We start from the raw sequence: 25,947 nt of genomic DNA on the forward strand, positions 1-25,947 counted from the left end.
AGTCCTTCTCATCAGTGCAAGCTGGGCTCAGGGCATATTTTCCATCCGGTCTGCGGGGTATTGTGTCAGCTCCAAATTCGACTTGCCTCCCAAGCGCCTTGAAACCGGAAGCAACGCATCAGATGCAACGCCCCTTCATCATCTGCCACATGATCACCTCTCTCGACGGCCGCCTTCTTCCCGGTCGCTGGCCGGTCAGCGAGGAAGAAGTCATGACAGCCTATGAAAGCGCTGCCGAACGTCTGGACAGCGACGGCTGGATTGTCGGTCGGCGCACAATGGAAGATTTCATTGCCTCAGCTGAACCCCGCGTCTCTGCAGGTCCGGGTTCGCGTCCGGATCTCATAGCCGGCTCTTCTGGAAACAAGGTCGCGATCTGCTTTGACCGCACCGGGCGTCTACGCCCCGAAACCGGAGACCTCGATGGCGATCATCTCGTGATCGTGCTGTCGGATAGAGTTGCGGACGACCACGTCCAGGACCTGTACGCGCGCGGCATATCCGTTTTCTTTGCCGGTGCGGAGGGAACCGACCTGTCCGGTGCGCTGACAAGGATTTCGAAAGCCTTCGATTGCCGGCGTCTGTTGCTGGAAGGTGGCGGTACTCTCAACGGCGCGTTTCTGGCAGCCGACATGATCGATGAAACCAGCACACTCGTCTTCCCGGTTATTGATGGACAGAGTGGCATTCCAGCCATTTACGAGCATACGCAACCGCGTGATGCACGCAGGCTCGAACTCATTTCCTCCAGCACATTCGACGACGGAACCATCTGGATCCGCCACAAGGTGATCCGGGAGACATCCCATCGAGACCGGAAAGACAGTGACATCTGAAGCTCATCCCCCTGCCGGGGCCCTGATCATCATAGCCTTCGCGACGTTCCTTGCACTCGTCGTCTTCACCGCGCCGCTGACGACGCTGGAAGCGATGACACGTGAACTGAACCTGTCGTCGGCCGGTCAGGCGTGGGTCATGGGCGGCATGCCACTGGGGGCGGCCTGCGGCCTGCTGACCGCAGGCGCCCTCGGCGACACACTCGGCCGACGAATGACGTTCACCGGCGGACTGTGGCTCACGGTTCTGTCGTCGGTTGCCGCAGCGCTTTCCACCAGCGGCCTGTTTCTGATCCTCATGCGCATCGTGCAGGGCCTTGGAAGTGCCGGCATCATGGCCTGTGGCCTCGGGTTGCTCGGACAGATCTACCAGGGAGAAGCGCGCCGGCATGCAGCGGCTATCTGGGCGGCGGCACTTGGCGGCGGTGTGGCCGCAGGTCCGATCATCGCATCGCTCCTGCTCGGGGTTTCGGGCTGGGCCGCGATACACTGGCTGATAGCGGTGACCTCGGCCCTGCTCGCCCTCGCGGCCCGGGCACGCCTTCCGGAAAGCCAACCCAGCGGTCAGAAGGTCGACCTGGCAGGAAGCGCCGTCCTGATGACCGGGCTCGGGTGCCTTCTTTCGGCATTGACCGAGGCGCGGGTCGGGTCAGCGATGACGGTCGTAACCCTTTCGGCTTCCGGTCTTCTGCTCGTCGCGATTTTCGTGGCGATCGAAAAACGGGTCAGAAATCCTATCCTGACACTGGATCTTTTCGGTGATGCCAATTTCACGGGAGCCACAATTGCGGCCTTCGCCTCGGGCGCGGGTGTGCTTGCCCTTATGTCCATGGTTCCGACCGTTCTGGTCCGCGGCCTTGGAATGGAACCGCTGTTTGCTGCCGTTGTTCTTGTCGCCTGGTCCGGGGTCACCGTTATCGCCACTCTTGCGGCACGCCTGCTGCCGGACCGGTTCACGTCTCGACAAAGGGTTATCTGGGCCATTCTCGGTTGTGCACTTGCCCAGTTCCTGCTGATTGCCGCTGATGCCGATAAGACATGGGCAGCCGTTCTTCCCGGTCTGTTCATCGCCGGGCTGGCCAATGGCGTCCTGAACGCTTCCCTGGGCCACGAAGCTGTGCAGACGGTCCCCCCAGAACGCAGTGCCATGGGGTCCGCCGCCAACAACACGGCCCGCTACCTCGGTTCGGCCATCGGCATTGCACTTGTCTCCCTTCTGATTGCAGAACCGACGGTCGAGGGCTTTTTTGCCGGCTGGCATGGGGCGGTCATTGTCAGCACCGTCAGCAGCCTGATCGGCGTTGCAGCCATGCTGTTCGTCAGTCGTCGTGGGACCCGACCGACAGTGTGACGCCGGCGGCAGAAGCGCCCTCGACATCGCTCAATGACCAGACCTTGCCTGCTTTGTCAGCGGGCTGTCGCTGTGTGCAGGCCAGGGACATTCAGTTGGTTCGCCCGGTTCGTTTCATGAGGTCAGATCATAACTCGTTTCAAGAGACGCGCCTTAATCCCCCGGCCTGATGACTTCATATTACCCGTGACGCGCCGGGCATGACGCTGCCTGAAGCGAAACGGACGCAAGCATGATGCCGCGTTGCGCAATCAGCCGTCGGCACGCCTTCATGAAAGCTCGAGGAGAGGCACCATGGAACTGAACATCAATGGATCCCGGCACGAGGTTGACGTTGAACCCGACACCCCGCTGCTGTGGGTATTGCGGGACACGCTCGGAATGACCGGTACCAAATACGGATGTGGCCTTGCTCAATGCGGAGCCTGCACGGTGCTTGTCGACGGTTACGCGACCCGTACCTGTGTCACCCCGGTCGAAAGTGTCGCCGGTTCCGAGATCACGACAATCGAAGCAATTGAACAAGATCCGATCGGGAGGAAAGTGGTCGACGCCTGGGTGGAAAACCAGGTGCCGCAATGTGGCTATTGCCAGTCTGGCCAGGTCATGGCTGCCACGTCCCTTCTCAAGGAAAACGCGAGCCCCTCGGAAGACGACATTGCCGCAGCAATGACCAATCTGTGCCGATGCGGCACTTACAATGCGATTTCGAAAGCCGTGCGTCAGGCCGCTGAAGCTTAAGGAGGCGCTCCCATGAAAATTGAAGAAAATTCCGGTTTCACGCGCGCCGACATAAACACAGCGCGCCCGCTGAACGTCTCGCGCCGTGGCTTTCTCGCCGGTTCTATCAGCGCGCTGGTTCTGACCGTATCTCTTCCTGCTGGAACCGGGCGGGCGATTGCGCAGGCCGGCCAGGCCACGCCGGGTACCAGGATCGATGCCTTCCTGGAAATTCTGGCCGACAGCACGGTGAAATTCCGCAGCGCTTTTGTGGAAGGCGGGCAGGGTATCTACACCGCGATGGCCCAGATCGTCGGTGAGGAACTGGATGTAGAACCGGGCAACTTTCAAGTTGAAACGGCGCCCCCGGGACCGGACTACCTGCTGATCGGCGGGCAAATTCGCTTTACCGGCGGCAGCATGTCCGTGCGCATGAGCTATGACGCCATGCGCAAGCTTGGTGCGACTGCCCGTCAGATGCTGCTGCAAGCCGCCTCTGATCGCCTTGGCGTGCCGATTGAAACCCTCACGACCGAACCCGGGAAAGTGGTTCATGCGGCCTCCGGGCAATCGATCCCCTATGGAGACCTTGCGACAGCTGCGGCGAAACTTCCGGTGCCGGAAACAGTCGAATTGCGGTCGAAGGATGAATTCCGCTGGATCGGAAAGCCGCACGACAGGCTGGACGTTCTCGACAAGTCCACGGGACGGGCGCAATACGCGATCGATCTTTCGGTCGATGATATGCTCTACGGTGCGGTACAACATGCGCCACGTCTTGGCCAGCAACCTGGCGCATTCGCCAATGAGGCAGACGTCGCGGCGATGCCAGGCGTGCATTCCCTTCACAAATTACCCGGTGCCGTTGCGGTTCTGGCCGACAGCTGGTGGCGCGCCCGGATGGCCGTTGAGAAGCTGGAAGTCGAGTGGACAGAAGCTCCCGCAGGTACCGCTCGCGCCATGCCGGACACCTTCTCCTCCGAAGCGCACAAGGAAATGCTCAAGGCGACAGCTGGTCAAGGGATCGCGTTTGAAGCCGAAGGAGATGCCGATGCCGCGCTAGCATCATCCGCCAAGGTGATCGAAGCCGCCTATGACGCCCCCTATCTGGCTCACGGTCAGCTTGAGCCGCCCTCTGCGCTTGTGCGCTGGAATGACGACGGGACGCTGGAAATGTGGGTCCCGAACCAGGCTCCCGAGATGTTCCAGGCCGATGCCGCGAAGGTGGCCGGGATATCTGCGGACAAGGTCATTGTTCATTCCCCGATGCTCGGGGGCTTCTTCGGCCGACATTTCCTCTATCAGACGGCAAATCCCTATCCGCAGGCGATCCTGCTGTCCAAGGCGGCAGGCCGCCCGGTAAAACTCCTTTGGAGCCGCGAGGAAGAATTCCTGCGCGATGCTCTTCGGCCAATTGGCACGGTGCGGTTCAGGGCTGCGATCGGCCCGGATGGCCATCCCCTGGCTTTCGACGCGGTTGCCGTCGGCGAAGGCCCCACCGGACGCTGGTACGGTCGTCAGCCGGACAAGGTCGACAGCTCATCGGTCGAAGGAATTGCCGGCAAGCCCTACGCGATCGCAAACAAGCGTGTGGGCCAGATCCATGTCGACGATCCGGCCATCATAGGTTTCTGGCGTTCCGTCGGTCATTCGATGAATGATTTCTTCTATGAGTCCTTTTTCGACGAAATGGCTGATGCGGGCGAGCAGGACCCCTTTGAACTGCGTCTCAAGTTGCTGGACCACAGCCCACGTCACAAGACACTGCTGCAGACAGTTGGTGACTTGTCCGGCGGTTGGAAAAGGGGCCCCTTTGAGGCGCAAGACGGAACGCGGCGCGCCCGCGGTGTTGCCATGGCATCTCCTTTCGGCAGCGAAGTCGCAACGATTGCAGAAGTCTCCCTGGATGGCGGCGAAGTGGTCGTTCACGATGTCTGGGTTGCGATCGATCCGGGCAGCATCGTCAATCCTGCGATTATCGAAGCTCAGGTAAACTCCGCCGTGGCACTCGGTCTTTCTTCCGCGTTGCTGGAAGAGGTCGTCTACACCGATGGTATGCCCGAAGCCCGCAATTACGACATGTATCCGATCCTGCCTCCAGAGCGCATGCCGCGCGTTCATGTCCGTATCGTGGAGAGCGGTGCACCGATGGGAGGTGTCGGCGAACCTGGGCTTCCAGGCGTGCCGCCGGCAGTCGCAAATGCCGTAGCTGTTCTCACCGGCGAACGGATCCGGAGCCTGCCGCTTTCCAGGTTTGATTTTTCGGGAGCAAACGGATGATCAGCAAGATTATTGCAGCCATCGGCATCTCGCTGATGATTTATGGTGCTCCCTGCGCTTTTGCGCAGGGAGGTGACCTTTCGGGACAACAAGCGTTCCTTGAAAAACAGAACCTTGGCCTTCAAGCTGGCAGGAGCTGATTGCTGCGAACCATGAACGCTCGTCAGCACCCTTCAGACGACGCCTTGAAGGACAATGTGCTGGTTCTCGCCTTGCCGTTTTTCCCGACATATTTGACCTTCGCCCGCATGAAGGCGGGATAACCGGCCCCAATCGTCTTGGTCGAGAACCCGTAACTGTTCGTCACGGTGACCGCTCCATTGATCCGGCTTGAATAGAATTCTCCCGTCGCGGTGTTCAGGCTCAGTTTCTCCGTGCGCGTGAAGCACTTGCGCCCTTCCGGGCAAACCTGCGTATGAACCCCGCACCGGTTTTGCTTGTAGTCGTTGAAGAAGTAGACGGACTTCACCGGCCCCTTGGACCCGGTCTTGATGAAGCAACCAACAGGATGGTTGAACGGACAGGCCTGTGGTTGACCTGTCACTCCCTCATTGGAGCGCGACTGTGCTGTCGCAAATTCTGCCGGCAGACCCAGCAGAAGGCCAGCTGCAAGAGCGTAGGCGTATTTCATCAGATTGTCTCCTTTGAGCCGAAACTCGGGAAGGAGTAGACGAACTTTGTAGGCTGCAAATGTCCCATATGGGAGAGCTTGAACGGAAACCGCAGATACTCAGGCGGCGAAGCGTCAAGCTCACGCGTCTCTTTCAGCAACCTTGCGAAGCGCCAGTGACTGGCCCGGAGCAAAGCGTGACACTGTCTCATACAGCAGCCAGGACAAAAGGCAGCCAGCCAACGCCGCGGAATTCAGGTCCACTGTTGTCAGCAGCACGGTGACCGCGATCCCGACATTCAGGGACACGATTGCCGCCGGCGCGCTCACACGCCGGCCGCGAACCGACGCCCAGACAACCGGCAAGAACACCGCCAGCGAACTGAAGGCGGAAATGATCGAGTTCAGGACATCCGCGAACAAGGCCGCTGAAAGACCGAGCAACGTGAACAGCGCGGCAACGATCAGCTGCAATCTCCCCAGCGACAGCTCTGTCCGCTCCAGACCGGCCATCAGCGGCATCACGAACGTGTCCATCGTCGACATCACCACGGCGATGAGCATCAGGTCGACAAGCCATATCCAGGTCTGCGGCACCGACGTGTGCAGGATCTGCATTACGTCCCCGCCAGGCATGCTGTGCAGCCCTAGCCAGACGATAATGAGGTATCCCGCAAGGCATATCGGGGCTCCGAGCAGGAATGCACGCCGGGCAACCGACGGCTCGCGTGCGGTCGCCATCCGCTGCCAGTTGTCGACGGCCAGAACCGCGCTTGCCGGTATGAACAGCCAGATGCCGATCAGGATCGGAAAGCGGTAGGGACCAAGGTCGAAAAACACGAGCTCCCGCGAAGGCGCTTCCATGTTCCACATCCCGAGGATCGCAATGCCGACGAGAATGACCACAGCCTGCGGAATGTCGGTTTCCGTTGCCACCCGGTAACCGCCAATCGCCGTATAGGCCCCTGCAAAGAATGTTGCGAGCACGACCGCCGCAAGCGGGGGAATTGGAAGGACAGCCGTCAGGATAACGGCCAGGGCAATCAATTGCACCGAGGCCCGCAGAAGAAAGACAAAGGCAACCGGCACCCATATCAGGATCGGGTGCCGCACATTGTGGGTGACCACGATGAGGTCAATCAGTCCCCTCACACCGTATTTTTGCGACAGTCTGTGCACACCCGGAGCGACAAGGGCACACATCAGCAGCCCGGTACCGTAAGCCAGCGCGAGCGACAGGCCGATGACCGGGCTTGCCGCGGAAAACAGCACCAGGGCAACGAATGTACCAATGCCGATATTGCCGCAGATGATACCGGCAACGGTGGCCAGCAAACCCGTTCGGCCCGAGTTGAAAATGTAGTCTGCACGCGTTCCCTTGCGGCTGCGCCAGAAGGCGTAAACCAGCGGTCCCAACAGAAGCGTTCCAAGGACGATTGTCTGTGATCCCGTGCCTGTCACGCCAGAAGCAGCCCCTCGAAAACGTTTTCCGTCCGACGGGTCCTGGTCAGGTAAAAATCCCCGTGAACTCTAACCGTTGTCCGATGTAACCCGGCACCCTATGATCTCCAATATATGGAAAACCATAGTTTATGCTTGGACAGACGCAGTGCCGCCCAGTTTGATCGAGAAATTGCCTGAAGGAATTTCTTCCAACAGTGCCTGGACAGCCAGTGCGCAATTCTTCGAATCCTTTGGCTTCGACAAGCTCATTTACATCGACCGCACGATGGCCGGTCTGTCGATGTTCACCACCTTTCCGGAAAGCTGGACCTCTCATTACCGCGCAGCCGCCTATGAGCGGATCGACCCCTTCTTTGCCTACTGCTGCACCTCGACTACTCCTATGGGGACAGGCATCGACTATCTATCGGACTACCCGTATCTGTGCGCCGCCCAGCGCCAACTCATTCAGGAAGCTGGAGAAACCGGCATGCGTGCCGGCATGTCCTGTATCGTGCGGCAAGCCGGCCCTGGTGGAGCTGGTGGCTGGAACCTCGGTTCAAGCCTGCCGCGCCACGAAATCGAGAAGATATTTTCAGAACATGCCGACCTGCTCCGCCTGACAGCCTTCTTTGCGCACCAGCGCCTGCAGGCTGCGCTGGAAAACGAGCACAGGGACATCGCGCTGAGCCCGAGGGAAAAGGAATGCCTCCTTTGGGTCGCGCAAGGCCTGCGCAGCAAGCAGATTGCAGACAAGCTCGGCCTCAGGCCGGTTACCGTCGAACTCCATCTCAAGAACGCCCGCACAAAACTTCGCGCCGCGACCCGCGAACAGGCAATTGCCATTGCGCTGCTCAACGGGCTGATTTCCCCTTAGTCAGGAATGTGGGAAAGGTGTCCTGTGCCTTTCACGTGTTCAAGCTCCCTTAAATGGGAGAGGGCGCGTGTCACCCCAACTGTTCTGTTGTCGTCCGGACATGGGATTTCCGGAGACATACATGACGACGCTTTTCATCCTACTGAGCATGAGCCTTGGCGGGTTCGTCTACCTGCAGAACCGCCTGGCAGCGGCCAGAAATGCCGTTGCGAACGGGCGTTCCGGCATTCAGGTTCAACTCAAGCGGCGGCATGACCTTGTTCCCGGGCTGGTGAGCGCGGTCCGTTCCGCCATCCGTCAGGAAAACCATGTCTTCGACCGTCTTCTGGAAGTACGGGAGAAGGCGATTGCGGTCAGGCAAGGCCGCCTGGAAGACATCGAACGGGCCGAAGGCGACCTGACCGCGGGTTTGAGCACCTTCCTTGGTTACACGGAACACCATCCTGATGTGACTTCGACGGAGAACATCCTTCAACTGCAAAAACAGCTGGAGGAAACCGAGGACCAGATCAGTGCCGCACGCCGGCTCTATAACGGCAATGTGGATCGTTACAACACACTGCTGGATGCCATCCCTTCGTGTTGGGTCGGCTCGCTCCTCGGCTTCGAGCGGGCAGCGTTTTTCGCACTCGATGCAGACCAGTTGAAATCCGCTGGATCCGTACCGCCAATCGACCTGACAAGAGCGCCGTCATGAGTGGGCGCGTCACGCACTGGGACCCGATCAAGGGTGAAATCTCCGTGGAGACCCCCGATGTCTCCGACATCCGATCCGGAGTTGTTCTGCCGGCTCCGGTCCGGCGCATGCTGCCGATAGGGGCGATCCTTGCCCTTCTGTGGACCATGGTGCAGGGCTTCTGGACGGACGGCTTTCCGTTTGTGCCTGTTGCGGTCACGACCGTGATGTTCGCGCTCATGTTTCTGGCGGGGGAGCTTGAAAACAGAGACGGCCGACAGCTGAACCGCCGGGTCGAACTCGCACGCAGGAAAGGCTGGAGCTACACCGGCAAGCTCATGGAGCGCGTGCGCGAATTCGGCACTGTCATGACATCGGACGGCGCGGATCGCCGAACGCACCTGGTCAAATCCGAAAGGGCGCTTGCCGTGGAAGACCGCGTCCCGGAACTGACCAGGCTTCAGGTCGGGTCCTTTGTCGGTGCCCAATTCGATGGCGAATTCTGGGGCACAAGCAGCAACGACGGATTGCCGTTCTGGCTCGCAATCGGTGCCATGGAAATGGAAGCCGGCCTTGCGGCGAATCCTGCCCTGAGGCGTGACGCCCGTGGCGGCCGAGGGGGCTTCGGCGTGTTCTACTCCCTCCTGGGCGCTTACAAACTTGGCCGCAAGACAGGCGTCCGGGCTGCAGTTCGACCGGAGAACCTCTTCCACAAGGGCCCTCTGGATCGGGACATCAAGACGGAGTCCATCGCCTTTAACGAGGCATTCCATGTTTCCTGTTCAAACGGTGCCGGAGCGGATACGGACCTTGCCGTTCTCAGCATCCTGACGCCTGCTACTCAGACCACCCTGCTCGATCTGCTTCAGCGGTATCATACTGTCGGTTTCGTGGTTGACGACGATGTCCTGTTCTTTCTGGCGCAGGACAAGCTTGTCGGTGCCAACGCGCATCCGGACCGGGTCGATGCACATCTCGCCGACCTGCTGATCGAGTTCGAGGCCGCAAAGTTCTCTCTCAAGAATACCGTCGAATAGGGGCACTCGGCATGAAACGCCGCTTTTGCAGCCAGACCCTATGGATTTTCATAGATTTGCAACGGCGGCTTTCTGCTGCAGTCTCGCGGCGGGCGTCTGCAAGGGGAATTTTGACACATTGGGCAGATGTGGTTCTGAGACGAGATCTGCGCATGGAAGCAAAATACCTACCGAGACCTGACGGGCCTTCGCTTTATTACCGTCATTGGCCCGTCAACATGACGCGCCGTCTCTATTCGGGAAAGAGAACCGTTTTCCTTGGCCACAGCCAACCAACGCATTCAGGAATGCTGCAGCCACTCGCGGCCGGATTCCGCGCCTCCGGCTGGGACGTCCACTCCGGTGATATCCGGGGACACGGCAAGAGTTTCGACAAGACCTCGGTTGCCGGGCATCTGGATCCGCGAGACGGCTGGAAATCGGCTGTAGAAGACATGCGGCACCTGCTGCAGCGGAGCTTTGAGGACACGCCCTGGCAGGACCGGTTGATCGTCGTTCCCAATATCACCGCCCTGCTGACCCTGGAAGTCATGAAGTCCTGGCCGGACCTTGCACGGCACATCGTGTTCATCTCGCCGCCGCCCAACCAGAAGACGCTGGCCCTGTTCGGCAAGACTTTTGCCGAGGTTCGCATCCGCCTGAAAGGGGCGGATACGCCCGACGAACAGACCCTGCACCATCTCTATTCCTTCCTTGGCGCGCACCTGAAGGATCGCAGGCACCTTGCCGATGTCATGAGTACGGATCACCGCGTCATTCAGCAGGTTCTGGAAGACCCGCATGGCTGGCCGACACCGACACCCGCATATTGGAAGCAGATTTTCGAAGGCATGCTCAGTGCGTGGTCTTGGCCGCGTGACGCTCAGATGAAACCAGGCACGCGGTGCCTTGTCGTCTTCGGCGGCGAGGATGCAATGCTCCGCGACGGCGGTTTCCTGCCGCCCATCCAGCGCTTCCTGTCGCGGATAGGCATCGAGGACGTAGCCTCCGAACGTGTCGACGGAGCCCGGTCGGCGCTGTTTCTGGAAGAGGACAAATTCTCAATCAGCGGACGGATCCTGGACTGGGTCCAGAAAAACAGGCGCCCTGAGGCCGATATCAGTGAAGTCGGCGTGGAAGAGCTTGCCTCGGACATCCTCAACCGGATCAGCGAAACCGGCGCACGGCAGCTGGAGCCGGATGAACTTGTCGAGCTCTGTTACAACGCGATCGACGACGACAGCCGATGGACGGAAATCATCTACCGGATGATCCATGAGGCGGAACTCTCCGGGAACGTCAACGAGGAGGAATTGCACGAGCGCATCAGCCGGCTGATGCCGCACTGGGAACGGGCGTTCAATCTGAACAAGCAGGTCATGATGAGCGCGACGCTCGGCGTTCTCCTGGAAAGCGTGATCGAGCGGCTGCAGATCGGTGTTGCCCTGCTGGACAGGCAAAACGACCTCCTGCATTGCAACGGCGCCTTCGAAACCTCGCTCTCGGGCCTGTTGCCGCAGGACGACGCTTGTCAAATTCAAGAAACCGCGAAGACGCGGGTAAAGTCGCTTCTGGTAGAAAACGAAGCGGCAGTCATTTCTCGCCAGAACGGGGAAAGACTGATTGTCCACGAGGGCAAGCCTGTCGGCTTTCAGTTTTTTCCTGCCGCCCTCAAACAGACCAGCCTTCAAAGGCACGGGCCTGCCAGCTTGTTGTTGTTGAGGGTGCAGACCGGCGAAGACACCTCCGAAACCCGAAAGACCCTGATCGAACTGGCCTATGGCCTGACCGGCAAGGAAGCGGAGATTGCCCTCGAGATCGCCGAAGGACGATCGCTGGACCAGATTGCAGACAACCAGGGCATTCTGGTCAGCACGGCACGCGGGCATCTCAAGAAGAGTTTCCAGAAGATCGGCGTGCACAGTCAGTCGGAGCTTGTGGCCCGGCTGATGGCCGGGCCTGTCGGCTGGTTGAAATAGACCGTCCGCACGCATTCCATTCGGGAAGTTTTCGTACCGCCTGTCACCTGCCAGCAGCGTAGACGGAACATCCCTGCTTCAAGGCGGCGCGACGGTCGCTCTGGCACTCGCAGGAAGGGGTGATCCCCGTGCCGGTGAGGCAGGAAACGCCTTTGACGTAGCAACCCTGAGCGCGAACCACCACCCTGTGGTTAAACCGGGTGCCATCGAACTTGGGATATCCTTTTGTTACTCGGGCCATGGAAACGGCAAACCGGCGGCCATGGCTGTTCCTCATCTTGCCTTGCCAGTTTACCCAGGCTCTTGCCTCGGCACCGGCCCGGGTCTTGTGACCCTTGCTGAAAGCGCTCTCCGCCTGAATCGTGCAGATCGTCTTGGCCTGCGCCGAAAAGGTTGGCAGCAGGAAACTCGTCCCCAGTGCCAGAAAAAGTATCATCCAAATCTTCCGCATTTCAGTCTCCGGTCTTGTTGGCGAGACATGTCGATGACGCAAGACTGACGTTTCGATCCGGCTGAAGCCTCTCCCATTTGGGTGAGCATCAATGCGGTTCCGGCACCGGATGGCGCTTATTTGCAGACAATGAAACCAAAAGCGGGACACCCGCCGGTTTCGCAATAGGCGTCGACCGTTGCGGCCTTTCCGACGAGCTTGATGTCGCCGAAACAGGCAACGTCCGGCTCACCGAATTTCAGACAATAGGCACGGGCGGGTGCCTTGCCGCATTCGCTGTAGCGATTGTTCGCTCCCTTGAAACAGGCGAGCACCCGGATGTCCGGTTGCCCCTGCACGAAGATCGGATCGACAGACACATTGCCCGGACATGGTGCCTCGGAAAACCCGTCGAAACTTGCGAAGTCGGGCAAGGCTTGTGCACCACTGCCATTCGGCGATGCGCCGGTGTCCTCGGTACCCGAACTTGAAAGGCTGCCCGCGCCGGTACCTATGCCGGAACCGGCAGCCTGCAGGCATTCGGATGGTGGCAGGGCTACGTTTCTTGCCACCTCCGTAAACCGTGCGGGATAAGCCTGGGCGAACAGGTCCCGGGCCTCTCCCGTGGTCATCAAGCCCAGCATTGCCAGGACGTCGCATTGCGAAGACGAAACGCCTTGGCAGCCTTACCCCGCCGCACAAGCGAGGTCTTCGACACCTGGGGCCTGGACAACTGGACCCTGCGCGAAGACAGCTTCCGACAGGACCCAGGGGATTACGAAGGCCAGACAAGCACGGCGAGGACGAATCCTCATTGCGAAACCAGCTCGATTGCAAACCTGTCGAATTCGAAATGGCTCTCTTGCGACTTTGCCTTGTTCCATTGACCGGCGAGCACGCTCGGCTTGCCGGCAAGGCGCAGTACGGTAACCGGATCGGTCTCGAGGACGTAGGGACCGCCCTCCTGACCATCAGCAGCGGGCAATTCCAGTTCGATGGCAGCGGAGAGCGCACGTCCTCGCCGTTTCAGGCGCAGCAGAGCACCATCGGTCGAAAGCGATTCCAGAACCTTGTTGCCATAGGCCCTGCCCGCCTTGTCGCACACGGTCTTGACGATCTGCTTGCTGAACAGATTGACATCGAAACGCGATACTTCAGGCTTGCCTTCGGGATCTCCGGAGAGGCGGGTCAAGGACAGGTTCAGATAAGAACCGCAGCCTTTCGTCCAGATCCAGGCCATTGCGCCAATCTGGTTGTTCGTATCCTCCAGCAGCGACAACGATACGCTTTCATGGCCGCTTTGTTCATGCAGCTTGAACTTGAGACTCAGGTCGAAATCGCCGTCAGGCAGCGGCTCGTCAAGAACGAGGCGGTTTAGCGCGTTCTTGTTGTCGTAGATCGTGTCGCCCCCCAGTGCGGAGACAAACAGGGTGCCGTTTCCGGTAAACCTGGTAAGCCTGTCGGTTCCGTTCAGTGTTTGCCAGCTGGCTGCCAGCTCCGGGCCGTCAAATGTTTCCTCAAACACAAGGGTGCTGGCCGGAACGTCTTCTTCAGCTTCCGGCGCCGGTGCGGGAGGTTCCGCTGCCTTGCCTGCGTCCGCGACAGCCTGCTTGACGGCCTCGGTGAAGCTTTCGGCATTGTTGGCGGCGTAATAATTGCCGCCACCATTTTCGGCGATGCACTGAAGGGCCTGGTTCTCTTCCTGCGTCAGGTCAAACCCGACCACATGGACGCGGGTGTTGATACCCCGCTCGGCCAATGCCTTGGCCGCGGCGCATGGGTCGCCGCCGCAGGTTTCCAGCCCGTCTGAAATCAGAAGCACGTTTGCCGGCCGGTTGGAGGCGGGCATGGCGGAAGCCGCCTGTTGCAGGGCGGCCGCGATGGGGGTTTTTCCACGAGGCGTAATCGCGTCGATAACCGGCTTCAGACGTTCGGTATCGAAGTTGGAAACCGGATACAGGATCTCGGTGTCTCCGCAATCCCCCTCCCGGCGGTGCCCGTAGGCCATGAGACCGACATTGGTCTGAGCCGGCAGATCACCGATAAGACCTGTAAGCGCCTGTTTCGCGGTGGTGATCTTGGCAACACCGTCGACCTGTCCCCACATGGAGCCTGAACCGTCCAGAACGAACAGAAGGTCGCTCCCTTCAGAGGACAGGCCGTTTCCGGGAAGGTCCCCTTCCTCCATGCCGGGTACCACGGCGTCTCCGCCATTTGCAGCCTGTGTCTGCCCCGATCCAACGGTGGACCCGGCCGCTGAACCGCCCTTGAGCGTGATCTCGGAACCTGGATCCGATCTGATGTCCACACCGGCGGACTGCAGGAGATCGGACAGCGACCAGTCGTTTGTTTCGGAATAGATGTCGTTGATCTGCCAGGAACCGTCCGGCACGGATATCAGCGTGTAGATGTGCCGGATCGGCATTCCGAAGTTGGTAAAAGTCACCTGGATCCGGGCAGCGCCCTGCAAGAGAGGTGCCTCCGGATCCGGCCGGATGCTGAGATCGGAAATGCTCGCGTCCTGGGCATCATAGACCGGGTCGAATTGCAAAATCCCCTGAAGCTCCCCTTGCACAAGACCGTCAACGAGGAACTCCTTTGCGGCCGGAGCGTCGTTCAGGAGCGGCGTATCGCCGTCGTTGAACCGCTTGGAATGTTCGGCATAAAACTGCCTCACGAGGTTCTCAGCGGCGGCGACATCACCTTGCTGAGCATGAGAAGGTAAAGCTGCACAAAGGGCGAGCGAGAAAGGAACCACGAGCCGCAGTACGCGCGCCCGAGAGGGAAGAGCAGACATGGGAAACTCCGGGCTCATTGTTGCGGACGGCGGATGCTGAAGTGGTCGAACTCGGCCAGCGTTTCACCGCTGCCGGCGCGGCTGCCCTGGCCAAGCAGGAAAACCGGTTTGCCGAAAGGCGCCATACGGGCAATCCAGTTGGTGTGAACGGTCTCGAGACCGGCGGGTTTTTGCGCCCCTCTGTCCGGAACGGTCAATGTCAGGGAGGTCCGGTAACGCAACCCTCTTCTGGAAAGGGTCAGCTCAAAACCTTCTGCAAACAGGTCGGACAAGATCTGATCCCCAAGAGGCCGACCGGCCTTGTCGCAAACAGACTTGATGATGGGACCGTCAAACAAGCTGTGGTTGGCGGCGGTCAAAACCGGCTCGCCTTCCCGCATTACCGGCTGATTGGCGACAGTCCGCAGGAACAGTGCTGGGCCACACCCCTTGGTGAGCACATAAAGATGGGCTGCAATAAAATTGTCCGGACTTTCCCGAAGTCCCAGCCAGACTTCGTCGTAACCGGTTTTCGGATCGAGCTTGCCCTTGATAGCAAGATCGAAGTCTCCCTCAGGCGGCATGCCTTGCAGCTCGAAGATGTTGCTCGTATCCGCATTTCGCAGACTGTTCTTGCCGCCACTCGTGAGCGCAAGGAGGATGCCGTTCTCTACAACGAAGGTGTCCTTGTCAGCATTCAGGAGCTGCCAGTGCCCGGCCAGATCCTTGCCGTCAAACGGCTCCTCGAAGGGAAGTTCGATTGCGGTGGCAGTCGGTGCCTGGCCGCCGTCGGCTGCGGCCAGCCTGGCCTGTTCTTCAGCTGTCAGGTTTGTCTGGGCCTGCGCCGAAACCGCGCCGAGCAGAAAAACTGCAGTTGCCTGAAATAGCGAACGTCCCGATTTCCCTGATCTGCGCACCAGCTTCCGCAAGCGGGAAGAAACTTTCGTGCATTCGGCCATCTAAAAATGCTCCAACCGTGGTCGACGGCTGGAAACCTATAGAGGCGCGGCAGATCGGCCCTCCCTCAAATGGGAGAGAGACACTGAATGCAAATCATTATTCAGGACTGTTTTTGCAAAGAAATTGCCGGGGAATTGCAGACGGTACATGCCCGCTTCAAAGGCCCATTCGATAATGCCCAGGGCAACGCAGGCACCTGGCGGGCTGCAGGCTGTCTTTCAAAAACAAGTCCCGCTGCCTCTTGGAAGCAGCGGGACATGATTTTCGGCAATGCGGACTGGCCTCAGTCGGCGAGATCCTGGACGCTGACCACGCCGCCGTTTTCATCGAGGCGATAGATGATCGGCGTTCCGGTGCCCAGTTCGCGCTTCAGGATTTCTTCCGGTGAAAGATCTTCCAGATCCATGATCAGCGACCGCAGCGAGTTGCCGTGCGCGGCAACGATCGTGCGGCTGCCAGCCAGGACGCGCGGCAGAATTTCCGACTTGTAGTAAGGCAGAACGCGCTCTGCGGTCATCTTCAGGCTTTCACCGCCCGGAGGTGGAATGTCGTAGGAGCGGCGCCAGATATGGACCTGCTCTTCGCCGAATTTCTCGCGCGCTTCGTCCTTGTTCATGCCGGTGATGTCACCGTAGTCACGCTCGTTGAGAGCCTGATCCTTGAAGGTTTCAAGGCCGGTCTGGCCCAGTTCTTCCAGGATGATGTCCAGCGTCTTCTGTGCACGCGACAGATCGGAGGTGAAAGCAACGTCGAAGGACAGCTTCAGATCCCTGAGCTGCTCGCCGGCCTTGTGAGCCTCCGCCACGCCCTGCTCGGTCAGGTCCGGGTTTTTCCAGCCGGTGAACAGGTTCTTCAAATTCCAGTCGCTCTGTCCGTGACGGACAAGCACAAGAAGGCGGTCCATGCCATTCTCCTCAAGCTAAATGCGTATCTTCAAGAATCCAGGCCGAGGACATCGGCCATCGAATAAAACCCGGGCTTCTGGTCAAATCCCCACAGTGCCGCCTTGACGGCCCCGCGGGCAAACAGTTGCCGGTCTTCCGCCCGGTGAGTGAGTTCGATGCGCTCGCCCTCACCTGCAAAAATCACTGAATGCTCCCCGATGACCGACCCGCCCCGCAGGGTTGCAAAGCCTATGTCGCCGGTCTTGCGAGGGTCCATGATACCGTCGCGCGAACGGACCGAATGGGCGGCCAGATCCAGGCCCCGGCCCTGTGCAGCCGCTTCGCCAAGCAACAGCGCCGTGCCCGAGGGGGCATCCACCTTGTGCTTGTGATGCATTTCCAGAACTTCGATGTCGAAATCCGCATCAAGCGCGGCGGCAGCCTTGCGCACCAGGCTCGCCAGCAGATTGACACCCAGGCTCATGTTTCCGGATTTGACGATCCGGGCATGGCGGGCAGCCGCCTTCAGAGGTTCGTCCTGCCCTTCAGCCCAACCGGTGGTGCCGATGACATGGACGATGCGAGCCTGCGCGGCCAGCTCGGCAAACCAGAGGCTTGCCGCCGGAGCCGTGAAATCCAGGACGCCGTCAGAGGCAGCAAAGGCGGTCAATGGATCGTCGGTGACAGGAACGCCCAAGGAACCTGTTCCAGCCAGGTCGCCCACATCCTTGCCAAGGAACTCGGAGCCCTCGCGTTCGATCGCAGCGACGACGGTAGCACCCGTTGTTTCCGTGACCGCCCGCGTCAATGCCCGGCCCATTCGGCCGCCGGCTCCAACGACTACCAAGCGCATCTGCCCCATCAAGTGGCTCCGTCTTCCGCAGTAGGCCAATCGACCCCAATTCACTTCACGATGGGGGTATACCAGTTTCGCCGGGGGAGGCAAACGCCCGATCATGCAAGGGGACTGCAGCACGCAATAGAAATAGCTCTTGTCAAATATTACTATACCCAATCGCGACATTATTAATGAACAGCAAGTTAAATTGACAATAAAGTCGCAACATCTTCACCATTCCAATTCACCAAAGGTAAACCTCGAGCAGTTACGTTTAAGTCTGTAAGTGTTTTTTCTTACAATTGCAAAACGAGGACCAGGTTTCATGATACTGTGCTTATGGACGCATCGGTTCGTCACAACCAGTCTTTTCCCGAAGCTGTCCACACCCGCCACCGGGTGCCTTGTACTTGCAAGACCAGCAACAACCTGTTGTTCCAACCGAGAAGGACCCCGCCCCGCCTTGCTTCCCCTCACGTCCCATTATCCTGTCAGATGATGCCCGCCGGTTCAGGAGCGCTTCGTTGAAGGCCAATTTTTCCATTCCCTTCAGCCGCCTTGTCATGGCTCTGTTTGCGTTCGGTCTCATGGGAACGGCGATCGCACTCTTCTGGATTACGTACCTTGGCAGCCTGTCGATTGCCGAACATGAAATTGCCCGCAGCGCGAAATCCAAGGCAACGCTCGCAAGGCTCGTCTTCACCCAGCATCTGGACAAACTCGAAGCGCAGATCCGAGCGGTCGCAGCACACCCGGATATCCGGCAGGCCCTGTTGGACAACGACAAGGAGACCGCCAAGGTCATCATTGAACGTGCTTCCGAAGGCATGACCAGCGCCGTTCTGGACATTCTCCTGATCGATCGTCCGGGTGAAGACGGCTGGGTAAACGGCAGTCTCGGCCTCGTCGACCTGAGCCACCAGTTGCCGGTGAAGATACGCGCGGCCATGCCGCCCGACATCTGGGTAACTTACGCGGACCATGATTCCGATCCCATACAGATCACTGCTGCGATCTCTGTTCTGGTACTGGATTCCGATACCGGCCGAGCCCTCGGCAGGATCTACGGCGGGACGACTGTTACCGATTCCTTCTCTCTGCCGGGTGTCCTCGCCAAGGCGCTACGGGTGGAAGATATCGCCTTCTATCACCATGAGGATGTTGTGGCGGGCATGGGTGACCTGACCACGGAAGTCCTTCCCGAACGGCTCTACGCTGCACCCGACGACGTCAATTACGCGCTCAACGGAGAGAATCTTTTCGTTTTTGCTCCGTTGATGCAGGGGCTGGACGGCCATATGCTTGCGACCGTGATCAAGCAGCCCGTGGACACCCTGCAAAAGGTCGAGGAAACCTACAGCCAGCTGTTCACGCCGTTCCTGCTTTATACCGCGATACTGGCAATCGGTGCCGCGCTTCTGGTCAATCGCATCACCACGGCCGGCCTGGGCAGGCTGCTGAACTACGCGATGAGCCTGCGTCAGGACAGGGTGGTGTCGCCACCGCCACCCGGGCTGATCTTCGAATTCAACAAATTGGCGACCATGTTCCAGGCAGCGTTCGAATCCGTTCGTGACCGCGATGCCCAGTTCAAGGACATGATCGACGGCTCGATGCACGGCGTGCTGGTTCATGCCAATCATCGCATCCTTTATGTGAACGACGCCCTGCTGAAAATGTGCGGTTACACCCCCGGTGAACCCGAGCAGCTTGTCGAGTCTCCCACATTGGTGATCTATGCGCCGGAAGAGCACAGCCGGCTGCGCAGCTACTACAACATGCGTGAAAACGGCGAAGGCGCACCCCGCGCCTATGAGGTCAAGGGCATCCGCAAGGATGGCGAGACCATCTGGCTGGAGCAGCATGTTCGGTTGACGGAATGGCGCGGAGAACGCGCCTATTACGCCACCATCACAGACATCAGCGAGCGCAAACGCCAGGAGGAACTGGCAACCAAGAATGCCAATTTCGACATTCTGACCGGCCTGCCGAACCGGCGCCTGTTCATGGACCGTTTGCGCCAGGCGATCCAGCGCGGCAAGCATATGGGCGACCTGACCGCGCTGATGATCCTCGACCTCGACCGATTCAAGACCGTCAACGAAACCTATGGACCCAAGGCAGGGGACAAGGTCATCGAAACCATAGCCGCGCGTCTGACCAGGACCCTTGGTCCGGACCAGACCGTGGCCCGCATGGGCGGCGACGAATTCGCCATTATCCTGTCGAACCCGGAAGACCGCTGGCAGATCGAACAGACCGCCCGTGACATTCTGAAGGCGATCGGCGACCCGATCAAACTGGAAGACGGCAATGAAGCCGTGCTTGCCGGCAGTCTCGGCATTACCGTCTGCCCGCACGATGGCACACACGAGGAAGCGCTGCTGATGCAGGCCGACACCAGCATGCTGCAGGCCAAGGCCGATAGCGGTGCCAGTTACCGGTTCTTTGCCACGCGCATGAATGAACAGGCCGCCCGCGCAAGCCAGATCGAGATCTGCCTCCGGCAAGCCATCGACAAGGGTGAGCTGCACCTGAATTTCCAGCCGATCGTGGACTATGAAAAGAACCGCGTGGTGAGCTGCGAAACTCTGGCACGCTGGACCGATCCCAAGTTGGGCGTCGTCCCGCCGACCGAGTTCATCAAGGTGGCCGAAGACTGTGGGCTCATCGTGCCGCTTGGCGAACAGGTGCTGCGCGAGGCCTGCGAATTCTTCCAGTCCTGCAACCGCAACGGCCTGCAGCTCGACGGGATCAGCGTCAACATCTCACCGCGCCAGTGCAGGGATGCGGATTTCCTGCCTCGGCTGAGAGAAATCCTCGACGAGACCGGCATGGACCCGGCCCGCCTGCAGCTGGAAGTCACCGAAAGCGTGATGTTCGACGACCAGCGCGTCAACCCGGTTGAAATCCTGGAAGCCATCAGCAACCTCGGCATCAAGATCTCCCTGGATGATTTCGGTACCGGCTATTCGTCACTCAGCTACCTGAAGCGCCTGCCGATCGACACGCTCAAGATCGACCGGACCTTCATCATGGGCCTGGAGCGGGATGTGGACGGCCAGGCACTGGTTCAGGCGATCATTTCAATGGCCGGCTCGCTGCATATCGAAGTCGTGTGCGAGGGAGCTGAGACGCACGAACAATGCGAGCTGATACACTCCTTCGGCTGCTCGCTCATCCAGGGGTACAGCTTTTCGCGCCCGCTTTCCGGCGTCGACTTCCACCGCTATCTCGCCAAGATGAACGGCGTCGATTCTGTTGCGGCCCGGGCCGGCTGACCAGCCTTTCTCGCTTCAAGACAAACAAAAACGGGGACCTTTCGGTCCCCGTTTCATATATTGCGTCTGTCGGACGGAAGCTTATTCAGCTTCTTCCTTCTTTTCGATTTCCTTGCCGGTTTCCTGGTCGACAACCTTCATGGACAGGCGGACCTTGCCGCGCTCGTCGAAGCCCATGAGCTTGACCCAGACCTTGTCGCCTTCCTTGATCACGTCGGTGACCTTGGCAACTTTCTTCGGAGCCAGCTGGGAGATGTGGACCAGACCGTCCTTCGCACCGAAGAAGTTCACGAATGCGCCGAAATCAACGCATTTGACGACGGTGCCTTCGTAGATCATGCCCACTTCCGGCTCAGCGGCGATGGAGTTGATCCAGTTGACGGCAGCCTTGATCGCCTTGCCGTCGGCAGATGCGATCTTGACGGTGCCGTCGTCTTCGATGTTGACCTTCGCGCCGGTCTTTTCCACGATTTCGCGGATGACCTTGCCGCCCGAACCGATGACTTCACGGATCTTGTCGACCGGGATCTTCATCACTTCGATGCGCGGAGCATGTTCGCCGAGCTCGGCACGAGCCTCGGTGATAGCCTTGGACATTTCGCCGAGGATGTGGATACGGCCGTCCTTGGCCTGACCCAGAGCGACCTTCATGATCTCTTCGGTAATACCGTCGATCTTGATGTCCATCTGCAGCGAGGTGATACCGTCCTGGGTACCGGCGACCTTGAAGTCCATGTCGCCGAGGTGATCTTCATCGCCCAGGATGTCGGACAGAACCGCAAAACGGTCGCCGTCCTTGATCAGACCCATGGCGATACCGGCAACCGGTGCCTTCAGCGGAACGCCGGCATCCATCAGCGACAGCGAAGTGCCGCAGACGGTTGCCATGGAAGACGAACCGTTGGATTCGGTGACTTCGGAAACGACGCGGACGGTGTACGGGAACTCGTGATGCGGAGGCATCATCGGGTTGATCGCACGCCATGCCAGCTTGCCGTGACCGATTTCGCGGCGTCCCGGGGAGCCCATGCGGCCGGTTTCACCGACGGAGTAAGGCGGGAAGTTGTAATGCAGCATGAAGTGAGACTTCACGGTGCCTTCCAGAAGATCGATGAACTGCTCGTCTTCGCCGGTGCCGAGGGTGGCAACGACCAGGCCCTGGGTTTCACCACGGGTGAAGAGCGCGGAACCGTGTGCACGCGGCAGAATGCCGACTTCGGAAGAGATCGCACGGACGGTCGACAGGTCACGTCCGTCGATACGGGTGCCGGTGTCGAGGATCGCGCCACGAACGATTTCAGCTTCCAGTTTCTTGAACTGCTCGCCCAGAACGGTGCTTTCGACGGCTTCGCCTTCGGCAGCGTTGGTGATCAGCGCTTCAACGACCTTCGCCTTGGCAGCGTCGACTGCATTCTTGCGGTCGGTCTTGGACGTGATCTTGTAAGCGGCAACAAGCTCGCCCTCGGCCAGAGCCTTGACCTTGCCGAACAGCTCGGAATGATCCGGCAGGACCAGCTCGCGCGGTTCCTTGGCAGCGGTTTCAGCCAGTTTGATGATCGCGTCGATCACCGGCTGGAAGCCCTTGTGGCCGAACATCACAGCGCCGAGCATGATGTCTTCGTTCAGTTCCTTGGCTTCGGATTCAACCATCAGAACGGCGTCGTTGGTACCGGCAACAACCAGATCCAGCGAGGATTCCGGCATGTCGTCGACCAGCGGGTTCAGCACATATTCGCCGTTGATGTAGCCAACGCGCGCGCCGCCGATCGGCCCCATGAAGGGAACGCCGGAAAGGGTCAGAGCAGCGGAAGAAGCCACCATCGCCAGGATGTCCGGAGCGTTTTCCAGATCGTGCGACAGAACGGTGATCACCACCTGGGTGTCGTTCTTGTAGCCGTCTGCGAACAGCGGGCGGATCGGACGGTCGATCAGGCGGGACGTCAGCGTCTCGTGCTCTGACGGACGGCCTTCACGCTTGAAGTAGCCACCCGGGATCTTACCAGCGGCAAATGCCTTTTCCTGGTAGTTCACGGTGAGCGGGAAAAAATCCTGGCCCGGCTTCGGAGACTTGGCGGAAACAACCGTCGCCAGAACCTTCGTTTCGCCATAGGTCGCCATGACGGCGCCGTCGGCCTGACGGGCAACCTTGCCCGTTTCGAGGACGAGCGGGCGTCCGCCCCACTCGACTTCTACACGATGAATATCAAACATCATCTGTCCTTACAGCTTTGCCTGCCTTTGGCTGCTTTCGGTACAGCACGGTCATGGCAGACACATTCCCGGTCGGCCCCGTATGGGCCGGTTACCGGCGGACAGGTCACGGGCAAGACGACGAGCTGCTTTCGGCTCAAGACGGAAAGAAGCCGGCAATCCTGCCCCATGACGTGTCACGAGGTCTCTATAGAGCGTTCCACTCGAATTTGAAACACTCAAAGCTCTTTCGCGGAACAAAGACCCGAAGTGGATCAGTGTTTTGCCCGCAAGAGCTGCGTCCGGCAAATGCCGTCACGCAATACAAAAACGCGGCGGGTTCTCACCCACCGCGCTTTCAGGTTCTGAGTTCTTAGCGGCGAATGCCAAGACGCGAGATCAGCGACTTGTAGCGTTCTTCGCTCTTGCCGCGCGTGTAGTCCAGAAGGGACCGGCGCTGCGCAACCATTTTCAGAAGACCGCGGCGGGAGTGGTTATCCTTGCCATGACCCTTGAAGTGTTCGGTCAGGTTGTTGATCCGCTCGGTGAGGATCGCGACCTGTACTTCCGGGGAACCGGTGTCGCCTTCTTTGATGGCGTATTCCTTGATGAGCTCAGCTTTGCGCTCTGCAGTAATCGACATCGCTCTTTCCTTTCAAAGAGTGGGGTCCGTTGACCGGACACGTTGAAATGCCGGAGACCGGCCTGATCCGGACGTTTCCAGAGCCGAGATGTCGTTCAGCAAAGGATCCTTCCGGACGAATTGAGCATCAGTGCCCAATGGCGGCGGAATATGGCGGAAAACCTTGCGAGAATCCAGAGGTTTCTCAGGTTTTTTCGCCACACCCGAATTTACAGGTGAAACACCCTGGTCGGCTGGAACCGGCCCTTGTCAATTGAGCCGATGGCGACCGGCACGCTGGCGTGGCTGGCAAAGGCGACTTCCGTGTTGAGCGGTGCATCGCGGCCGCGCAGCAACACGGCCATGCCCTTGCGGATTTTTGCCGCGTCATCGAGCGAAACCGGTACCTCGATCAGATTGTCCATCGCCTCGCGAACCGGCAGGACGAACTCCTCGACCAGCGCCTCGACGCCGGCGCCTTCCTCAAGTGCCTCGGATGCTTCCAGGATTTCGTCCAGCCCGATCAGGTCGTCTTCGCCGAACGGCCCGACCAGCAATCTTCGCAGTTCGGTAACGTGACCACAGGTGCCGAGACGGCGGCCGAGGTCGCGGGCGATTGCCCGCACATAGGTCCCCTTGCCGCATTCAGCCTCGAAAACAGCCCGGTTCTCGTCCGGACATTCGACCAGATCCAGCCGGTGCACGTCGATGGGCCGGGCTTCCAGCTCGACCTCTTCGCCGTCGCGCGCCAGATCATATGCCCGTTCACCGGCGATCTTGATGGCGGAGAATTTCGGCGGAACCTGCATGATCGTGCCGACAAACTCACCAAGAACTGCCGAGATTTCTTCCGCATTCGGCCGCACGTCGGACGTGGCAACCGCCTCGCCCTCGGTGTCGTCCGTGTTGGTTTCCACGCCCCAGGTCACCTCGAAACGGTAGACCTTGCGGCCATCCATGACGAAGGGCACGGTTTTCGTGGCTTCGCCGAAGGCGACCGGCAGGAGTCCGGACGCGCGCGGATCCAGTGTTCCGGCATGACCGACCTTTTCCGGCGAGAAGATCCGCTTGATCTTGCCGAGTGCGTCGTTGGAGGTGATGCCATAGGGCTTGTCCAGCACAAGCCAGCCGTTGATTGCGTTCTTTTTTCTTTTGAATTGTTTTTGGCGTGCCATGAGTGCGTTTCAATACGATTGCAATTGTTTTTCGGCGACAAACGAAAAACTGACTGTCGGACCCACCATCCATACGCAACAGCAAGACCCTGAAGACATCAGCTTTCGTCAGCGATCATTCTTGAGTTTTTCAAGTCTGTTGTGGTCACAGTAAGTCATCTGGTTTCCAACTTTATGCGTCTGATGGAGCCAATACTGCCACCAACTCAATCTCTGCATTTGCAACCGGCATACCATCGTTTAACAGCACGCCCGAAACCTCAGGCGAGAGGACGCGTGGAACGGGAAACACGACACATGCAGAGGTCGCTGCACCAAGTGCGATTGCTGCGATAGTTCTGAAGAGCGCCATCTTCTTTCACATCAAGTGACTTGCCGACACGGCACACATTCAAGTCGACCGGCCAGACAAATTCAGTTTTCCATTTCCCGGCGAGGCTACAATTACCGAGGGCCAAGAACTCGGATTCACGCAATTTCAAATTGAACCGTGAATTGTGGTTTCAACGCGGCAATCAATCCTTGGCTGGGTCGCCGTCCTCTTCGTCCGCGTCGAGATCGCGGGAGACTTCCGGGGAATGCAGCAGCGTGCCGATGCGGTCGTCGTCGTCGAACCTGGTGTCGAGAACGAAGCGCAGGTCCGGCATGTATTTCATGGTCAGCCGGCGGGACACCTGGCCGCGCAGATATTTGGCGCTGCGGTTCAGGGCCTTTTCGACATTTTCAGCGTTGACACCCCCAAGCGGCATCACCAGGCAGGTGGCCAGGCGCAGGTCCGGTGTCATGCGCACTTCGGGGATCGTGACGATCACCCCGTCGAGATCGGGGTCGGAGAACCGTCCCCGGGTCAGAATATCGGACAGCTCCTTGCGGACCGTCTCGCCAACGCGCAACTGGCGCTGGGAAGGGCCGCGGCTGTCCTGTCCGTGTTGTCTTGCCATTGTTGTTGTTCCTGCATCTCTGGCAGCGCATTCCGTCCCGACGTATTCGGGCGCCGTTGGCG

The 25,947-nt window shown here is 59.4% G+C and carries 22 protein-coding genes; 10 read left to right on the top strand and 12 right to left on the bottom strand.

Annotated features, from left to right (window positions below; translation table 11 throughout):
- The first annotated feature begins 122 nt into the window (after positions 1-122).
- From FIV05_RS03895 to FIV05_RS31505, 5 genes are all read left to right on the top strand, one after another.
- Positions 123-836, top strand: a complete 714-nt coding sequence (locus FIV05_RS03895; RefSeq protein WP_152508735.1) for a dihydrofolate reductase family protein — start codon at positions 123-125, stop codon at positions 834-836.
- Positions 826-2,187, top strand: coding sequence for an MFS transporter (locus tag FIV05_RS03900; protein WP_173013763.1), 1,362 nt, complete (start codon positions 826-828; stop codon positions 2,185-2,187). Before FIV05_RS03895 ends, FIV05_RS03900 begins: the two co-directional genes overlap by 11 nt.
- A gap of 294 nt (positions 2,188-2,481) precedes the next feature.
- Positions 2,482-2,928 carry a (2Fe-2S)-binding protein gene (locus FIV05_RS03905; RefSeq protein ID WP_152504859.1) on the top strand — a complete coding sequence of 149 codons (447 nt, stop codon included), beginning with the start codon at positions 2,482-2,484 and terminating at the stop codon, positions 2,926-2,928.
- Between the two features lie 12 nt (positions 2,929-2,940).
- Positions 2,941-5,187 (top strand): xanthine dehydrogenase family protein molybdopterin-binding subunit, encoded by a 2,247-nt coding sequence (locus FIV05_RS03910; RefSeq protein ID WP_152508737.1) that lies wholly within the window; start codon positions 2,941-2,943, stop codon positions 5,185-5,187.
- Positions 5,184-5,327 carry a hypothetical protein gene (locus FIV05_RS31505; RefSeq protein WP_173013764.1) on the top strand — a complete coding sequence of 48 codons (144 nt, stop codon included), beginning with the start codon at positions 5,184-5,186 and terminating at the stop codon, positions 5,325-5,327. Before FIV05_RS03910 ends, FIV05_RS31505 begins: the two co-directional genes overlap by 4 nt.
- A gap of 23 nt (positions 5,328-5,350) precedes the next feature.
- Here the strand turns inward: FIV05_RS31505 and FIV05_RS03915 are convergent, their stop codons facing one another.
- Positions 5,351-5,818: a hypothetical protein gene (locus FIV05_RS03915; RefSeq protein WP_055657093.1), complete on the bottom strand. Its 468-nt coding sequence runs from the start codon at positions 5,816-5,818 to the stop codon at positions 5,351-5,353.
- 120 nt (positions 5,819-5,938) lie between these two features.
- Complete coding sequence (locus FIV05_RS03920) at positions 5,939-7,258, bottom strand: hypothetical protein (RefSeq protein WP_152508738.1); 1,320 nt, start codon at positions 7,256-7,258, stop codon at positions 5,939-5,941.
- A gap of 148 nt (positions 7,259-7,406) precedes the next feature.
- Between FIV05_RS03920 and FIV05_RS03925 the strand changes: the two genes are divergently transcribed.
- From FIV05_RS03925 to FIV05_RS03940, 4 genes are all read left to right on the top strand, one after another.
- Complete coding sequence (locus tag FIV05_RS03925) at positions 7,407-8,117, top strand: LuxR family transcriptional regulator (RefSeq protein WP_158514219.1); 711 nt, start codon at positions 7,407-7,409, stop codon at positions 8,115-8,117.
- A gap of 121 nt (positions 8,118-8,238) precedes the next feature.
- The gene (locus FIV05_RS03930) at positions 8,239-8,814 is read left to right on the top strand and encodes a LemA family protein (RefSeq protein WP_173013765.1); all 576 of its coding nucleotides are present in this window, start codon (positions 8,239-8,241) and stop codon (positions 8,812-8,814) included.
- Complete coding sequence (locus tag FIV05_RS03935; RefSeq protein WP_152508740.1) at positions 8,811-9,830, top strand: hypothetical protein; 1,020 nt, start codon at positions 8,811-8,813, stop codon at positions 9,828-9,830. The genes FIV05_RS03930 and FIV05_RS03935 overlap by 4 nt, the downstream gene beginning before the upstream one ends.
- 287 nt (positions 9,831-10,117) lie before the next feature.
- Positions 10,118-11,788 carry an alpha/beta hydrolase gene (locus FIV05_RS03940; RefSeq protein ID WP_286202262.1) on the top strand — a complete coding sequence of 557 codons (1,671 nt, stop codon included), beginning with the start codon at positions 10,118-10,120 and terminating at the stop codon, positions 11,786-11,788.
- A gap of 43 nt (positions 11,789-11,831) precedes the next feature.
- On the opposite strand, the gene FIV05_RS03945 is transcribed toward FIV05_RS03940, so the two are convergent.
- The 6 genes from FIV05_RS03945 to dapB all read right to left on the bottom strand — a co-directional run bounded on the left by FIV05_RS03945 (position 11,832) and on the right by dapB (position 17,700).
- Positions 11,832-12,224, bottom strand: a complete 393-nt coding sequence (locus FIV05_RS03945; protein WP_022999097.1) for a hypothetical protein — start codon at positions 12,222-12,224, stop codon at positions 11,832-11,834.
- Between the two features lie 131 nt (positions 12,225-12,355).
- Complete coding sequence (locus FIV05_RS03950) at positions 12,356-12,862, bottom strand: hypothetical protein (RefSeq protein ID WP_152508742.1); 507 nt, start codon at positions 12,860-12,862, stop codon at positions 12,356-12,358.
- 167 nt (positions 12,863-13,029) lie between these two features.
- Positions 13,030-15,015 carry a VWA domain-containing protein gene (locus tag FIV05_RS03955; protein WP_173013767.1) on the bottom strand — a complete coding sequence of 662 codons (1,986 nt, stop codon included), beginning with the start codon at positions 15,013-15,015 and terminating at the stop codon, positions 13,030-13,032.
- A 14-nt stretch (positions 15,016-15,029) separates the two neighbouring features.
- Positions 15,030-15,953, bottom strand: coding sequence for a hypothetical protein (locus FIV05_RS03960; protein ID WP_152508744.1), 924 nt, complete (start codon positions 15,951-15,953; stop codon positions 15,030-15,032).
- 284 nt (positions 15,954-16,237) lie between these two features.
- Positions 16,238-16,858 (bottom strand): 2,3-bisphosphoglycerate-dependent phosphoglycerate mutase, encoded by a 621-nt coding sequence (locus FIV05_RS03965; RefSeq protein WP_022999102.1) that lies wholly within the window; start codon positions 16,856-16,858, stop codon positions 16,238-16,240.
- Positions 16,859-16,887: 29 nt separating this feature from the next.
- Positions 16,888-17,700: a 4-hydroxy-tetrahydrodipicolinate reductase gene (gene dapB, locus FIV05_RS03970; protein WP_200863749.1), complete on the bottom strand. Its 813-nt coding sequence runs from the start codon at positions 17,698-17,700 to the stop codon at positions 16,888-16,890.
- A gap of 500 nt (positions 17,701-18,200) precedes the next feature.
- Here dapB and FIV05_RS03975 point away from each other — a divergent pair, with 500 nt between their 5' ends.
- Positions 18,201-20,957 (top strand): EAL domain-containing protein, encoded by a 2,757-nt coding sequence (locus FIV05_RS03975; protein WP_152508745.1) that lies wholly within the window; start codon positions 18,201-18,203, stop codon positions 20,955-20,957.
- Between the two features lie 81 nt (positions 20,958-21,038).
- Here FIV05_RS03975 and pnp read toward each other — a convergent pair whose 3' ends face one another.
- The 4 genes from pnp to rbfA form a co-directional block, all read right to left on the bottom strand.
- Complete coding sequence (pnp, locus tag FIV05_RS03980; RefSeq protein ID WP_152508746.1) at positions 21,039-23,168, bottom strand: polyribonucleotide nucleotidyltransferase; 2,130 nt, start codon at positions 23,166-23,168, stop codon at positions 21,039-21,041.
- A 352-nt stretch (positions 23,169-23,520) separates the two neighbouring features.
- A complete protein-coding gene (rpsO, locus tag FIV05_RS03985; RefSeq protein WP_006935430.1) occupies positions 23,521-23,790 on the bottom strand; it encodes a 30S ribosomal protein S15 in 270 nt (89 codons plus the stop codon).
- Positions 23,791-23,999: 209 nt separating this feature from the next.
- Positions 24,000-24,944, bottom strand: coding sequence for a tRNA pseudouridine(55) synthase TruB (gene truB / locus FIV05_RS03990; protein ID WP_055657074.1), 945 nt, complete (start codon positions 24,942-24,944; stop codon positions 24,000-24,002).
- Positions 24,945-25,459: 515 nt separating this feature from the next.
- On the bottom strand, positions 25,460-25,885 hold the full coding sequence (gene rbfA / locus FIV05_RS03995) for a 30S ribosome-binding factor RbfA (protein WP_055657070.1): 426 nt from the start codon (positions 25,883-25,885) through the stop codon (positions 25,460-25,462).
- Positions 25,886-25,947: the final 62 nt, after the last annotated feature.

Source organism: Labrenzia sp. THAF191a (assembly GCF_009363335.1).
GTDB classification, from domain to species: Bacteria; Pseudomonadota; Alphaproteobacteria; order Rhizobiales; family Stappiaceae; genus Roseibium; species Roseibium algicola.

Coding starts and splice junctions, on each gene's coding strand:
- FIV05_RS03910 (WP_152508737.1), top strand. CDS start 2,941: ATGAAAATTGAAGAAAATTCCGGTTTCACGCGCGCCGACATAAACACA.
- FIV05_RS03965 (WP_022999102.1), bottom strand. CDS start 16,858: ATGGACCGCCTTCTTGTGCTTGTCCGTCACGGACAGAGCGACTGGAAT.
- FIV05_RS03935 (WP_152508740.1), top strand. CDS start 8,811: ATGAGTGGGCGCGTCACGCACTGGGACCCGATCAAGGGTGAAATCTCC.
- FIV05_RS03915 (WP_055657093.1), bottom strand. CDS start 5,818: ATGAAATACGCCTACGCTCTTGCAGCTGGCCTTCTGCTGGGTCTGCCG.
- rbfA (WP_055657070.1), bottom strand. CDS start 25,885: ATGGCAAGACAACACGGACAGGACAGCCGCGGCCCTTCCCAGCGCCAG.
- dapB (WP_200863749.1), bottom strand. CDS start 17,700: ATGGGGCAGATGCGCTTGGTAGTCGTTGGAGCCGGCGGCCGAATGGGC.
- FIV05_RS03905 (WP_152504859.1), top strand. CDS start 2,482: ATGGAACTGAACATCAATGGATCCCGGCACGAGGTTGACGTTGAACCC.
- rpsO (WP_006935430.1), bottom strand. CDS start 23,790: ATGTCGATTACTGCAGAGCGCAAAGCTGAGCTCATCAAGGAATACGCC.
- truB (WP_055657074.1), bottom strand. CDS start 24,944: ATGGCACGCCAAAAACAATTCAAAAGAAAAAAGAACGCAATCAACGGC.
- FIV05_RS03930 (WP_173013765.1), top strand. CDS start 8,239: ATGACGACGCTTTTCATCCTACTGAGCATGAGCCTTGGCGGGTTCGTC.
- FIV05_RS03955 (WP_173013767.1), bottom strand. CDS start 15,015: ATGTCTGCTCTTCCCTCTCGGGCGCGCGTACTGCGGCTCGTGGTTCCT.
- FIV05_RS03950 (WP_152508742.1), bottom strand. CDS start 12,862: ATGCTGGGCTTGATGACCACGGGAGAGGCCCGGGACCTGTTCGCCCAG.
- FIV05_RS03945 (WP_022999097.1), bottom strand. CDS start 12,224: ATGATACTTTTTCTGGCACTGGGGACGAGTTTCCTGCTGCCAACCTTT.
- pnp (WP_152508746.1), bottom strand. CDS start 23,168: ATGTTTGATATTCATCGTGTAGAAGTCGAGTGGGGCGGACGCCCGCTC.
- FIV05_RS03940 (WP_286202262.1), top strand. CDS start 10,118: ATGCTGCAGCCACTCGCGGCCGGATTCCGCGCCTCCGGCTGGGACGTC.
- FIV05_RS31505 (WP_173013764.1), top strand. CDS start 5,184: ATGATCAGCAAGATTATTGCAGCCATCGGCATCTCGCTGATGATTTAT.
- FIV05_RS03895 (WP_152508735.1), top strand. CDS start 123: ATGCAACGCCCCTTCATCATCTGCCACATGATCACCTCTCTCGACGGC.
- FIV05_RS03960 (WP_152508744.1), bottom strand. CDS start 15,953: ATGGCCGAATGCACGAAAGTTTCTTCCCGCTTGCGGAAGCTGGTGCGC.